The 13,799-nt window shown below is 64.2% G+C and carries 11 protein-coding genes; 7 read left to right on the forward strand and 4 right to left on the reverse strand.

Going from position 1 to position 13,799, the window contains the following annotated elements; genetic code table 11:
- Together moaE and PCA10_RS05935 are read left to right on the forward strand one after the other, a co-directional pair.
- Positions 1–450, forward strand: coding sequence for a molybdopterin synthase catalytic subunit MoaE (gene moaE, locus PCA10_RS05930; protein WP_016491127.1), 450 nt, complete (start codon positions 1–3; stop codon positions 448–450).
- Positions 451–824: 374 nt separating this feature from the next.
- The gene (locus PCA10_RS05935) at positions 825–1,601 is read left to right on the forward strand and encodes an ABC transporter substrate-binding protein (RefSeq protein WP_016491128.1); all 777 of its coding nucleotides are present in this window, start codon (positions 825–827) and stop codon (positions 1,599–1,601) included.
- 601 nt (positions 1,602–2,202) lie between these two features.
- Here PCA10_RS05935 and PCA10_RS05940 read toward each other — a convergent pair.
- The 4 genes from PCA10_RS05940 to PCA10_RS05955 form a co-directional block, all read right to left on the reverse strand.
- Positions 2,203–2,964 carry an amino acid ABC transporter ATP-binding protein gene (locus tag PCA10_RS05940; RefSeq protein ID WP_016491130.1) on the reverse strand — a complete coding sequence of 254 codons (762 nt, stop codon included), beginning with the start codon at positions 2,962–2,964 and terminating at the stop codon, positions 2,203–2,205.
- A gap of 10 nt (positions 2,965–2,974) precedes the next feature.
- Positions 2,975–4,072 carry an amino acid ABC transporter permease gene (locus PCA10_RS05945; protein WP_016491131.1) on the reverse strand — a complete coding sequence of 366 codons (1,098 nt, stop codon included), beginning with the start codon at positions 4,070–4,072 and terminating at the stop codon, positions 2,975–2,977.
- A 10-nt stretch (positions 4,073–4,082) separates the two neighbouring features.
- On the reverse strand, positions 4,083–5,270 hold the full coding sequence (locus PCA10_RS05950) for an amino acid ABC transporter permease (RefSeq protein ID WP_016491132.1): 1,188 nt from the start codon (positions 5,268–5,270) through the stop codon (positions 4,083–4,085).
- A gap of 109 nt (positions 5,271–5,379) precedes the next feature.
- Positions 5,380–6,408, reverse strand: a complete 1,029-nt coding sequence (locus PCA10_RS05955) for an amino acid ABC transporter substrate-binding protein (protein ID WP_016491133.1) — start codon at positions 6,406–6,408, stop codon at positions 5,380–5,382.
- A 476-nt stretch (positions 6,409–6,884) separates the two neighbouring features.
- Between PCA10_RS05955 and PCA10_RS05960 the strand changes: the two genes are divergently transcribed.
- The 5 genes from PCA10_RS05960 to rhlB all read left to right on the forward strand — a co-directional run bounded on the left by PCA10_RS05960 (position 6,885) and on the right by rhlB (position 13,553).
- Positions 6,885–7,544: an alpha/beta hydrolase gene (locus PCA10_RS05960; RefSeq protein WP_016491134.1), complete on the forward strand. Its 660-nt coding sequence runs from the start codon at positions 6,885–6,887 to the stop codon at positions 7,542–7,544.
- Positions 7,545–7,574: 30 nt separating this feature from the next.
- Positions 7,575–9,476, forward strand: a complete 1,902-nt coding sequence (locus PCA10_RS05965; RefSeq protein ID WP_016491135.1) for an acyl-CoA synthetase — start codon at positions 7,575–7,577, stop codon at positions 9,474–9,476.
- Between the two features lie 302 nt (positions 9,477–9,778).
- On the forward strand, positions 9,779–10,717 hold the full coding sequence (locus tag PCA10_RS05970) for a GGDEF domain-containing protein (protein WP_016491136.1): 939 nt from the start codon (positions 9,779–9,781) through the stop codon (positions 10,715–10,717).
- Between the two features lie 107 nt (positions 10,718–10,824).
- Positions 10,825–11,982 carry a dipeptidase gene (locus PCA10_RS05975; RefSeq protein WP_016491137.1) on the forward strand — a complete coding sequence of 386 codons (1,158 nt, stop codon included), beginning with the start codon at positions 10,825–10,827 and terminating at the stop codon, positions 11,980–11,982.
- Positions 11,983–12,080: 98 nt separating this feature from the next.
- Positions 12,081–13,553, forward strand: a complete 1,473-nt coding sequence (gene rhlB / locus PCA10_RS05980; RefSeq protein ID WP_016491138.1) for an ATP-dependent RNA helicase RhlB — start codon at positions 12,081–12,083, stop codon at positions 13,551–13,553.
- The last annotated feature ends 246 nt before the right edge of the window (positions 13,554–13,799 follow it).

Consider the following 13,799-nt stretch of genomic DNA (forward strand, 5'->3'; position numbering starts at 1 on the left):
GTGGCCGTTCGGGTGCGGGAAACCGCCTTCGACCCGGGTGTCGAGCTCAATGCCCTGCACGCGGCCAATGTCGGCGTCGGCGCGGTGGTCGGCTTCGTCGGCTATGTGCGCGATTTCAATGACGGCCAGGACGTGGCGGGCATGTTCCTCGAGCACTATCCGGGCATGACCGAGAAAGCGCTGGAGAAGATCGCCCTTGAGGCCCGCGAGCGCTGGCCGCTGCTCAATGTGGATATCCTCCACCGGGTCGGCCGGCTCGAACCGGGCGAGCCGATCGTCTTCGTCGGTACCGCCAGCGCCCACCGCCAGGCCGCGTTCGACGCCTGCAACTTCATAATGGATTACCTCAAGACCCGCGCCCCCTTCTGGAAGAAGGAAGACACCGCCGAGGGCCCGCGCTGGGTGGAAGGGCGCTGCAGCGACAAGGCGGCGGCCGAGCGTTGGGAATGATCCCGGCGCGGACTGCTCTTTCCTGTGGGGGCGAATTCATTCGCCAAGGGCTGCGCAGCAGCCCCATGGGCGTCTGAAGGGCGGACCTTCGGCCCGCTTGGCGAATGAATTCGCCCCTACAAGGCGCCCCTGATGTATTGAACGAGCCCGGCATTGCCGGGCTTTTTCTTGGGTTGTTGACGATGTGTACATTTGAGTCCAGTATGGACTCACAAGTACAAGTTAGCGGCATCCATGATGATCCACAGCCAGCTACCCACTGCATTTCCAAGCCTGCCAGCCCTGGCGGCGTCTTCTTCTGCCCCGAAAACCCATTTCGAACCGGCTCGCCAAGTCCTGTGGCGGGCCCCTATCCGTACTGCGGGAGTCGCACCATGAAGAAACTCGTTCTGCTGGGCAGCCTTGCCCTCGGTCTGCTGGCCTCCAGCGTGTTCGCCGCCGACAAGCCGCTGCGCATCGGCATCGAAGCCGCCTACCCACCCTTCGCCTTCAAGACCCCGGATGGCCAGATCGCCGGCTTCGACTACGACATCGGCAATGCCATGTGCGAGGAGATGCAGGTGAAGTGCCAGTGGATTGAGCAGGAGTTCGACGGCCTGATCCCGTCCCTCAAGGTGAAGAAGGTGGACGCCGTGCTGTCCTCCATGACCATTACCGATGAGCGCAAGAAGTCCGTGGACTTCACCGGCAAGTACTACTACAGCCCGGCGCGCCTGGTGATGAAGAAGGGCAGCGTGGTCGACCCCGAGTTCAAGAGCCTGGTAGGCAAGACCGTCGGTACCCAGCGCTCCACCACCACCGACCGCTTCGCCACCGAGGTGCTGGAGCCCAAGGGCGTGAAGGTGGTGCGCTACAGCACCCAGAACGAGATCTACCTGGACATGCTGTCCGGTCGCCTGGACGCGGTACTGGCCGATGCCTTCCCGCTCAACGAGGGCTTCCTCAAGACCGATAACGGCAAGGGCTACGAGTTCGTCGGCCCGGTGCTGAACGATCCGCAGTACTTCGGCGAAGGCGCCGGCATCGCGGTGCGCAAGGGCGATGAGCAGTTGCGCGAGAAGTTCAACAGCGCGATCAAGGCGCTGCGTGCCAATGGCAAGTACCAGGCGATCCAGGCCAAGTACTTCGATTTCGATATCTACGGCGAGTGAGTCCTACCGTTGCCAAGAGGCCGCGCGATTGCGCGGCCTTTTTGTTTGCGCTGGAACCTGTAGGAGCGAGCTTTGCTCGCGATAGCCGTAGCCCGGATGAAATCCGGGGGCTTGGGGCTGGTGCTCAGCTCACTGCCGAGTGGGCTGCGAGTTTCTGTTTCGCCCTCCCGGGCGACTCCCTTTGGCAGTCGCCCCAAAGGAAGCAAAACGCTTGCCCCGACATCCGGCCCGGCTGCGCCGGGTCCCCTCCTTCCATCCTTGCTCCGGGGCCCGCCGCGAAGGGCCATCCATGGCCCTGCGCGGCTCTCGCGGCATCCATGCCGCTCGTCCCCTGCGCAAGGATTCCACTCGGCCTCCTGAAGGGGCGGTTTGCGCGGCGTCATCTCCGCTGCTTCGTTTTACACCTGCATGGGCATCAGGACCGCTTCGTACTGGCCGGCGCGCGTCACCCCTCTCCCTCCGGGAGAGGGGCGGGGGAGAGGGATGCGTCGGTAGGCTCGGTGCTCGAACATTTCGCGAATGAACTCGCTCCTACAGGGACTTCCCCGCACCAAAGAAAAAGGGAGCCCAAAGGCTCCCTTTCTCATCCAGCGACCAATCCTCAGTGCAGGATCTGCCCCAGGAACAGCTTGGTCCGCTCGTTCTGCGGGTTGTCGAAGAAGGCGTGGGGTTCGTTCTGTTCCACGATCTCGCCCTTGTCCATGAAGATCACCCGGTCGGCCACGGTGCGGGCGAAGCCCATCTCGTGGGTCACGCAGAGCATGGTCATGCCGTCGTGGGCCAGGCCGATCATGGTGTCGAGCACTTCCTTCACCATCTCCGGGTCGAGCGCCGAGGTGGGCTCGTCGAAGAGCATGATCTTCGGCTTCATGCACAGGGCGCGGGCGATGGCCACGCGCTGCTGCTGGCCGCCGGAGAGCTGGCCCGGGAACTTGTGGGCCTGCTCCGGGATGCGCACGCGCTCCAGGTAATGCATGGCGATTTCCTCGGCCTGGCGCTTGGGCATCTTGCGCACCCACATGGGCGCCAGGGTGCAGTTCTGCAGCACGGTGAGGTGGGGGAACAGGTTGAAGTGCTGGAACACCATGCCCACTTCGCTGCGAATCGCCTCGATGTGCTTGAGGTCGTTGGTCAGCTCGGTGCCATCGACGACGATGCGGCCTTGCTGGTGCTCCTCCAGGCGGTTGATGCAGCGGATGGTGGTGGACTTGCCGGAACCGGACGGGCCGCAGAGGACGATGCGCTCGCCCTGGCGGACATCCAGGTTGATGTCCTTGAGCACGTGGAACTGGCCGTACCACTTGTTCACGCCTTGCAGCTGGATGATCGGCTCGCCGGCGGTTTTCTTGCTTGCTTCAGTCATGGAATGACTCCTAACGCTTGTGGCCGGTGTCCAGCTTGCGCTCCAGGCTCATGGAGTAGCGGGACATGCCGAAACAGAAGATCCAGAACACCAGGGCGGCGAAGACGTAGCCTTCGGTGGCCATGCCCAGCCAGGCCGGGTCGGTGGTGGCCTGCTTGATGCTGTTGAGCAGGTCGAACAGGCCGATGATGATCACCAGGCTGGTGTCCTTGAACAGCGCGATGAAGGTGTTGACGATGCCCGGGATCACCAGTTTCAGGGCTTGCGGCAGGATCACCAGGCCCATCATCCTCCAGTAGCCCAGGCCCATGGCGGCCGCGGCTTCGTACTGGCCCTTGGGGATGGCCTGCAGGCCGCCGCGCACCACTTCGGCAACGTAGGCCGACTGGAACAGGATCACGCCGATCAGCGCCCGCAGCAGCTTGTCGAAGGACAGGCCTTCGGGCAGGAACAGCGGCAGCATCACCGAGGACATGAAGAGCACGGTGATCAGCGGCACGCCGCGCCAGAACTCGATGAAGGTCACGCAGATGACCTTGATCGCCGGCAGGTTGGAGCGCCGGCCGAGCGCCAGCAGGATGCCCAGGGGCAGCGCGCCGACGATGCCCACCGCCGCGATCACCAGGGTCAGCATCAGGCCGCCCCACTGGCTGGTGGAGACGGTGCTCAGGCCAAGGAAACCACCGTGCAGCAGCCAGTAGGCCACCAGCGGGTAGATCACCAGGAAGCCCAGGCCGTAGACCGCCTTGCGCGAAAAGCGCGGGATGAACAGCGGTGCGGCACCGATGATGGCGATCCACACGGCCAGGTCCACACGCCAGCGCAGCGCCTCGGGGTAGAAGCCGTACATGAACTGGGCGAAGCGCATCTTGATGAAGACCCAGCAGGCGCCTTCGCTGGTGCAGTCGGCGCGGGTCGTGCCGGACCAGTCGGCCTGGAGGAAGGCCCACTTGATCAGCGGTGGCACGATCAGCCACACCAGGTAGATGGCGAACAGGGTCAACAGGGTGTTGAACCAGTTGGAGAACAGGTTGGCGCGCAGCCAACCCAGCAGGCCGACGCTCATCCGGGGTGGCGGCTGGTCGGGCTTGAATACATGTGTCGTCATGGCTCGGCCCTCACCGCTCGACTAGCGCAATGCGCTTGTTGTACCAGTTCATCAACAGCGAAATGCTGATGCTGATGGCCAGGTAGACGCTCATGGTGATGGCGATCACCTCGATGGCCTGGCCGGTCTGGTTGAGTACCGTACCGGCGAACAGCGAGACCATGTCCGGGTAGCCGATGCCGGCCGCCAGGGACGAGTTCTTGGTCAGGTTCAGGTACTGGCTGGTGAGCGGCGGGATGATCACACGCAAGGCCTGCGGGATGATCACCAGGCGCAGGGTCTTGCCGACGGGCAGGCCCAGGGAGCGTGCGGCCTCGGTCTGGCCGTGGCTGACCGCCTGGATGCCCGAACGCACGTTCTCGGCGATGAAGGCCGCTGTGTACACGGTCAGCGCCAGGGTCAGGGCGATCAGTTCAGGGATCACCACCCAGCCACCGCGGAAGTTGAAGCCCTGCAGTACCGGCATGCTCCACTCGAAGGGCGCGCCGAACACCAGGGACACCAGGCCGGGGATCACCACCAGCAGCGCCAGCGACGCCAGCAGTACCGGGAAGCGCTGGCCGGTGGCCTCACGCTTGGCTTTCGCCATGCGCGCGACGGCGATGATCGCCGCCACGACCACCAGCAGGCTGACCACGAAGGCCCAGAAGCCATCAGTGGCCACCGGAGCGGGCATGTACAGGCCGCGGTTGTTGAGGAACAGGTGCTCGCCGATGGCCAGGCTGTTGCGCGGCCCCGGCATGGGCAGCATCACCGCGAAGTACCAGAAGAAGATCTGCAACAACGGCGGGATATTGCGGAAGGTCTCGATGTAGACGGTCGCCAGCTTGCGCACCAGCCAGTTCGGCGACAGTCGGGCGACGCCGAGGATGAAGCCGAGAATGGTGGCGAAGAAGATGCCGATGACCGAGACCAGCAGGGTATTGAGCAGACCGATAACGAAGACACGGGCGTAGCTGTGGCTTTCGTTGTAGTCGATCAGGTGCTGGGAAATCCCGAAGCCGGCGCTCTGCTGGAGGAAGTCGAAGCCGGACAGGATGCCGCGTTGCTCGAGGTTGTGCTGGGTGTTCTGGAATAGGTACCAGCCGAGCGCCATGACGGCGACGACGGCGATTATCTGGAATAGCCACGCACGCGCCTTCGGATCGGTCCAGAACGAACCTTTCGGGGCACGCGGGGCGTTGGCAGGTTTTTGCATGACAGCCCTCTGGGAACCGCTGGCCGACCGGATGGGGGGACGGCGGCCAGGGTTCGCGTATTACGGAACTCGGGCCCGGCGACCTCCTCATGAGGTCGCCGGGTGACGGTCAACGCACCGGCGGTGCGTACTGCAGACCACCCTTGTTCCATTGGGCGTTGAGGCCACGCTCGATCTTCAGCGCGCTGCCTGCACCGACGTTGCGATCGAAGATTTCACCGTAGTTGCCGACCTGCTTGACGATCTGCACCACCCAGTCGTTCGGCAGCTTCAGGTCCTTGCCGAACTCGCCTTCCTTGCCCAGCAGACGGGCAACGTCGGGGTTCTTGGTGGTCTTGGCCTGCTCTTCGACGTTCTTCGAGGTGATGCCCATTTCTTCGGCGTTGAGCATGCCGAACAGGGTCCAGCGCACGATGTCGAACCACTCTTCGTCACCCTGGCGCACGGCTGGGCCGAGGGGTTCCTTGGAGATCACTTCCGGCAGTACCACGTACTCGTCCGGAGCGGCCAGCTTGATGCGCTGTGCATACAGCTGGGACTGGTCGGAGGTCAGCACGTCGCAACGACCGGACTCAAGCGACTTGGCGCTCTCGTCGGAGGTGTCGTAGGTGATGGGGGTGTACTTCAGGTTGTTGGCGCGGAAGTAGTCGGACAGGTTCAGCTCGGTGGTGGTGCCGGCCTGGATGCAGACGGTGGCGCCATCGAGTTCCTTGGCGCTGGAAACGCCGAGCTTCTTGTTCACCAGGAAGCCCTGGCCGTCGAAGTACGTGATGCCCGTGAAGTTCAGGCCCATGGCCGCGTCACGAGAGCTGGTCCAGGTGCTGTTGCGCGAAAGGACGTCGACTTCGCCGGACTGCAGCGCGGTGAAACGTTCCTTGGCGGTCAGCGGGCTGAACTTGACCTTGCTGGCATCGCCGAACACGGCGGCGGCAACTGCGCGGCAGACATCGACGTCGATGCCCAGGTAGTTGCCCTTGCCGTCGGCATAGGAGAAGCCCGGGAGGCCGTCACTGATGCCGCATTGCACGAAGCCTTTCTTCTTCACCGCGTCCAGGGTGGCGCCCGCCTGCGCGAAACCGCTGACACCGAGAACGGTTGCCGCGGTCAGCACGGCCAGGGTGGATTTCACCATCTTCATCAAAACCTCCAGTTGCTTTTATTGGTGTTGGAGTCTCGGTCCCACCGCCGTACCCTCGTGAGGCAGGTTCAACCTTTTATGCACTGGAAAAGGTCAACCGGGGTGTAAGACCTAAGGAAGGAGTCTAGTTGGCGCTGCTCCGCTCGCCACCAGACACTTCCTTGCCCATTGGTCAAATGGGCTGGAGACGGATTGCGCACACCTTTCCGCCACGAATGGCGACAGGTAAACGCCTGCAAGGTTGCGACCGAAGGCGCAACCCAACCCGTTGCACGCCGGGCAAGTGTTACCTTGCGACCGACGCGATTCAGTTTGCTGCTGGTTAGCAAAGGTCGTACCAGCAGGGTGCCTGTAGGACGATTCCTATAGGTCAATAGATAAAGTTTTAGCGGTGCGACATCTTCTTCAGTTATCAAACCACTCCCTTCGATGCCGCCGCCCCACTACTGTGCAGATGCACCACAACGGAGCCACACATGAGCGACACACTGATCCTCGAGCCCACACTTGGCGCCGACGCCTGCATCATCTGGCTCCACGGCCTGGGCGCCGACCGCTATGACTTCCTGCCGGTGGCCGAGGCCCTGCAGGAAGTCCTCGACAGCACCCGCTTCGTACTGCCCCAGGCGCCGACCCGCGCGGTGACCATCAATGGCGGCTGGGCCATGCCCTCCTGGTACGACATCCTCGCCATGCGCCCCGAGCGCGCCATCAACGAGGCCCAGTTGGAGGAATCGTCCGCGCAGGTGCTGGCCCTGGTGCAGGCGCAGATCGACGGCGGCATCGACCCACGGCGGATCTTCCTCGCCGGCTTCTCCCAGGGCGGTGCGGTGGTGCTGCACGCGGCCTTCCTGCGTTGGCAGGGGGAGCTGGGCGGGGTGCTGGCGCTGTCCACCTACGCCCCCACCTTCAGTGACGACATGCAACTGTCCGACAGCCAACGGCAGCTGCCGGTCCTGTGCTTGCATGGCACCTTCGACGACGTGGTGCTGCCGGCGATGGGCCGTGCCGCCCACGATCGCCTGGCCGCGGCCGGAGTACCGGTCGCCTGGCGCGACTACCCGATGGCCCACGAGGTGTTGCCGCAACAGATCCGTGATATCGGTACCTGGCTGGTGGAACACCTGCAGCGCTGACCCCGAAACCCGACAGCACAAGAACCGACCATGGCCCAGAACGTAGCTCCGCCCATCGCCAACCTGCGCGATATCGAAGAAATCGAACGCCTTTCGCTGGAACAGCGCGGCATGCCGGACAGCACCTTTGAACTGATCCGCCAGAGCGCCGAACGCCACCCGCACAAGCGCGCCATGACCTTCCTGCTCCAGGGGGACGCCGAGGAAACCCCCCATGAGCTGAGCTACGCGCAGCTGCTGGCGCGCGTCACCCAGGCCGCCAACGCCTTCCATCACCTGGGTGTGCGGCCCGGCAAGGCGGTGTCCTTCCTGCTGCCGAACCTGCCCCAGACCCACTTCACCATCTGGGGTGGCGAGGCAGCCGGTGTGGTCAACGCCATCAACCCGATGCTGGAGCCCGAGCACATCGCCGAGCTGGTGCGGGCGGCGGACTCCAACGTCCTGGTGACCCTGGCGCCGTTCCCCGGTACCGACCTCTGGGACAAGGTGGCCGGCCTGCGCGAGCAGCTGCCGGAGCTCGAGGCGATAGTCACGGTGGACCTGGCCAACCTGCTGCCCGAGCCCCAGCGCAGTGCGATCAAGGCCCAGCGCGGCGCGCTGTCTGAGGGCGTACTGGACTTCGACGAGCTGCTCGACCGCTTCCCCGCCGACCACCTGCAGAGTGGCCGGGTGATCGCCCCGGACGACGTCGCGTCGTATTTCCATACCGGCGGCACCACGGGTACGCCGAAGCTGGCGCCCCACAGCCACCGCAACGAGGTGGCCATGGCGATGATCCTGGCCTACGCCATCAACCTGGGGGAGGGCGACAACACCCTCTGCGGCCTGCCGCTTTTCCACGTCAACGGCGTGATGGTGACCGGCCTCGCGCCCTTCTACGCCGGCGCCGAGATCCTCATCGCCACGCCCCAGGGCTATCGCAACACGCGACTGATCCAGAACTTCTGGAAGGTCATCGAGCGTTACCGCGTGAGTTTCTTCAGCGGCGTGCCGACCATCTATGCCGGTCTGCTGCAGGTGCCCAGCGAGGGCCATGACCTGTCGAGCCTGCGCTATGCCCTGTGCGGCGCCGCGCCCATGCCGGTGGAGCTGATCCGCCAGTTCGAGGCCAAGACCGGCCTCAAGCTGATCGAGGGCTACGGCCTGACCGAAGCCACCTGCGGCAGTTGCGGCAACCCCGCCCACGGCGAACGCCGGCCGGGCTCCGTCGGCATGCGCATGCCCTATGTGCAGGTCAAGGTGGCGGTGCTGGACGAGCAGGGACGTTACCTGCGCGATGCCGCCGACGACGAGATCGGTAACCTCTGCGTGCGCGGGGTGACCGTGTTCAAGGGCTACCTGCAGGCGAGCAAGAACCAGGACATCTGGGTCGACGGCGACTGGTTCAACACCGGCGACCTCGGCCGCATGGACGCCGATGGCTACATCTGGCTCACCGGCCGCAGCAAGGACCTGATCATCCGTGGCGGCCACAATATCGACCCGCAGATGATCGAAGAGGCCCTGCACCGGCATCCCGCCGTGGCCATGGCGGCGGCCGTGGGCAAGCCGGACGACAAGGTCGGCGAACTGCCGGTGGCCTATGTGCAGCTCAAGCCCGGCGCCAGCGCCAGCGAGGCCGAGTTGCTGGAGCACGCGGCAGGGCAGGTGCCCGAGCGCGCGGCGGTGCCCAAGGATGTCTGGATAATCGAGGCCATCCCGGTCACGGCCGTGGGCAAGACCTTCAAGCCGGCCCTGCGTTTCGACGCCACCCGCCGGGTCCTGGAGGATGTGCTGGGCGCCATTGCGCCGGGGGTGAAGGTGGAGGTGGTCAACGACGACCGCCATGGCCAGGTCGCGGAGATCCGCGTTCCGGGCCTGGACGCCGCCGTGCAGGCGAAGCTGGAAGCGCGCCTGGCCGGCTATTCGGTGAAGTTCCGCCTGATGGCTTGAAGCCACCTATACTGCCAATCGAAGGCCCCCCGAGGACGGCCTTCCGCCCCATGCCTCTTTCATGCCCCCAGGCTTCGAGCCTTCCGGGGGCATTTTTGCGCGCCCGGAAATTTGTTGCGAATGTGTGGCGAATATCAGGAAATGTCGCGTTCCTTACCGATATCCAGCCGTTTGTCGGCCCGGCTTTTGTCGAGCATTGTCATTCAAAAAGTGCGGGAATACTGTCACATCGGATTTACAGCTGAGACAAGGATCGTTAGCGGTATCCACCGCTTCGACTGCCAAACGAGGCCGTTGCAGGCATGAAGCATGTGAACTGGCAAGAAGACGTGGCCCTGTTGAGCCGATTGCGGCTGTTCCAGAATGTCACCGCGCACAATCTCGAACAGTTGCTCAAGGAATTCCGCGCCTGTGATCTGGAGGCGGGGGAAGTCGTGCTTTCGCCGTTCAACCGCAACCAGTACCTCTACCTGGTGCTGAGCGGGCGGTTGATGGTCTACCTCGGGTCCCTGGACAACAGCCCGGTGAGCACCATCATGCCGGGCGAGTGCGCCGGCGAGATCAGCTTCATCGACAACGACTGCCCTTCGGCCTATGTGGTGGCCGGCGAGCCCACCAGCGTCCTGCGCCTGCACCGGGAGTCCCTGGTCAAGCTGTTCCAGCAGGCGCCGCAGCTGATGCAGAACCTCCTGGAGCTGCTCTGCGACCGTGTCCGCCAGGGCAACCGGATCATTCTCGACACCGAGCAGAACGCCAAGATCGACACCCTCACCGGGCTGTTCAACCGCCGCTGGCTGGAACATATCTACCAGCGCGAAAGCACGCGCTGCGCCTTCAACGAGCAGCCGTTGTCCCTGCTCATGCTGGATGTGGACCACTTCAAGGACTACAACGACCGCCATGGCCACCTGGCCGGGGACTACGCCCTCTGCCTGGTGTCCCATACCCTGCGCGACCAGTTGCGGCCCAAGGACAGCATGGCGCGTTATGGCGGCGAGGAGTTCGTCATCCTGCTGCCGGAAATCGACAGTGGCGAGGCTCGCGCCATCGGCGAGCGGTTGCGTTCGAGCCTGGAGCTGATTCCCTTCTTCTACTCGCCGCTTGGCGTGCTGCCCGGCGTGACCGTCTCCATCGGCCTTGCCGAAATGCGCCAGTCGGACAGCCTGCAAGGCTTGATCGCCCGCGCCGACGGCGCGCTGTACCAGGCCAAACAGGATGGACGAAACCGCCTGAACGGCTGATTCCTCCCCGCCCATGGGGGGCGAAAGAAATCTCCCCTGGTTTTCCACTTCCCTCAAACGTCTGTTTGCTAGAGTCCGTTCACTAAAAAACAGCCTGGAAGCTGGACATGCGCAAACTCCTGATCGCTTTGCTACTGCTGGTGGCCGTTGGCCTGGGGATTTTCTTCTACCTGCCGGGGTTCCTCGACCGTGAGATGAACACCGTGGCCGCGCCGCCGCCCTACCGTGCCTCGGACGAGGCGGAAACCCTGCACAAGACCCTGTTCGTCGCCGACCTGCACGACGACGCCCTGCTGTGGAACCGCAACCTGCTGGAGCGCCATGATTTCGGCCACAGCGACCTGCCGCGCCTGCTCGAAGGCCATGTGGGCCTGCAGGTGTTCTCCACCGTCACCAAGACGCCACGGGGCCTGAACTACGAGAGCAATGGCGCCGATAGCGACGACATCACCCTGCTGGTCATGGCCCAGCGCTGGCCCCGTGCGACCTGGCACAGCCTGCTGGAGCGCGCCCTCTACCAGGGCCACAAGCTGGATGAGGCCGCCGCCGGTAGCCAGGGCAAGCTGATCCTGGTGCGCAGCCGCGAGGATTTCACCAAGTACCTCGCCGATTGGGAAAAGGACCCGAACCGCGTCGCCGCCATCCTCGCCACCGAGGGCCTGCATCCGCTGGAAGGCAAGCTGGAGAACGTCGATCGCATGTATGACGCGGGCTTCCGCATCATGGGCCTGACCCATTTCTTCGATAACGAGGTGGGCGGTTCGGCCCACGGCCTGGAAAAGGGCGGCCTGACCCCCTTCGGCCGTCGGGTGATCGAGCGCCTGGAAGAGAAGAAGATGCTGGTTGACCTGGCCCACGCCTCCCGCCCGCTGATCGACGATGTGCTGAACATGGTCGAGCGCCCGGTACTGGTGTCCCACACCGGCGTCGAGGGCACCTGCCCGGGTACCCGCAACCTGAGCGACGCGCATATCCAGCGCATCGCGGCCACCGGCGGCGTGATCGGCATCGGCTACTGGGACACCGCGGTGTGCGATACCTCGGTCGCCGCCATCGTCAAAGCCATCCGCTACGTCGCCGACAAGGTGGGCGTACGGCATGTGGCGCTGGGTTCGGACTTCGATGGCGCGGTGCACACGCCGTTCGACACCAGCGGCCTGGCGCAACTGACCCAGGGCCTCAAGGAAGCGGGTTTCAGTGAGGCGGACATCGCCTCGATCATGGGCGGCAACGTGCGCCGGCTGCTCCTGGAGAGCCTTCCCTAGTTCAAGTCAAGTCCTTGATTGCCCACAGCACTTCGCCCTGCGGGCATCTTGCTTTACACTGGCGGCCGTTCATTCCTTAATCAATCGACGAGACCACCGTGCTCAAGGCACTCAAGAAAATATTCAGCAAGGGCGAAGAGCCGCAGGTCGGCCCCGCCCCCACAGTGTCATCCCCCCTCCCGGTCGAGAAGCAAGAGCAGCCGGCCAAGCCCAAGAAAGCTCCCCGCGAAGCCGGCGAAAAGGCCGAAGGCTCTGGCGAGCGTGCCCCCCGTGGCGAAAAGAAACCCCGTAGCGACAAGCCCAAGCCCGACAAGCCGCGCCGTGAGCGCCCGGCCAAGGCCGCCGCTGTGGATAACTGGAAGCTCGAAGATTTCAACGTGGAGCCCCAGGAGGGCAAGACCCGCTTCCACGACTTCAACCTCGATCCGCGGTTGATGCATGCCATCCACGACCTGGGCTTCCCCTACTGCACCCCGATCCAGGCCCAGGTCCTTGGCCATACCCTCAAGGGCAAGGACGCCATCGGCCGTGCCCAGACCGGTACCGGCAAGACCGCGGCCTTCCTGATTTCCACCATCACCCAGCTGCTGCAAACCCCTCCGCCGAAAGAGCGCTACATGGGCGAGCCCCGTGCGCTGATCATCGCGCCGACACGCGAGCTGGTGGTGCAGATCGCCAAGGACGCCCAGGACCTGACCAAGTACAGCGGCCTCAGCGTGATGAGCTTCGTCGGCGGCATGGACTTCGACAAGCAGCTCCGCCAGCTGGAATCGCGCTTCTGCGACATCCTGGTGGCCACCCCGGGCCGTCTGCTGGACTTCAACCAGCGCGGCGAGGTGCACCTGGACATGGTCGAGGTGATGGTGCTCGACGAAGCGGACCGCATGCTCGACATGGGCTTCATCCCGCAGGTGCGCCAGATCATCCGCCAGACCCCCTTCAAGGGCGAGCGCCAGACCCTGCTGTTCTCCGCCACCTTCACCGAAGACGTGATGAACCTGGCCAAGCAGTGGACCGTGGACCCGTCCATCGTCGAGATCGAGCCGGAGAACGTCGCCAGCGATACCGTCGAACAGCACGTCTATGCCGTGGCCGGCAGTGACAAGTACAAGCTGCTCTACAACCTGATCGCCCAGAACGACTGGACCCGCGTGATGGTCTTCGCCAACCGCAAGGACGAAGTGCGCCGCATCGAGGAACGCCTGACCAAGGACGGCATCAGTGCCGCCCAGATGTCCGGCGACGTGCCCCAGCACAAGCGCATCAAGACCCTGGAAGGCTTCCGCGAAGGCAAGATCCGCGTGCTGGTGGCCACCGATGTTGCCGGTCGCGGCATCCACATCGAAGGCATCAGCCACGTGATCAACTTCACCCTGCCGGAAGATCCGGACGACTACGTGCACCGCATCGGCCGTACCGGCCGCGCCGGCGCCACGGGCACCTCCATCAGCTTCGCCGGTGAGGACGACGCGTTCGCCCTGCCGCCGATCGAGGAGCTGCTGGGTCGCAAGATCAACTGCGAGATGCCCCCGACCGAACTGCTCAAGCCGGTGCCGCGCAAGCACCACTGAGTCGGGCCGGAACGAGGAAAGGCGAAGCATGTGCTTCGCCTTTTTCTTTGGTGCTTGGGCCCCCTTTCCCTCTGGGAGAGGGCTGGGGTGAGGGCAATAGCCGGCCACTCGGTGCCGGGCCATTTCGCGAGTGAATTCGCTCCTACACTGCCCCCGGATTTCATCCGGGCTTGTGACTGAGCCAACTGTAGGTTGGGTAGAGCGCAGCGAAACCCAACGCGCGTGGTTGAGGCGTGGCAGCGTTGG

The sequence above is a fragment of the Pseudomonas resinovorans NBRC 106553 genome (genome assembly GCF_000412695.1).
Lineage (GTDB): Bacteria > Pseudomonadota > Gammaproteobacteria > Pseudomonadales > Pseudomonadaceae > Metapseudomonas > Metapseudomonas resinovorans_A.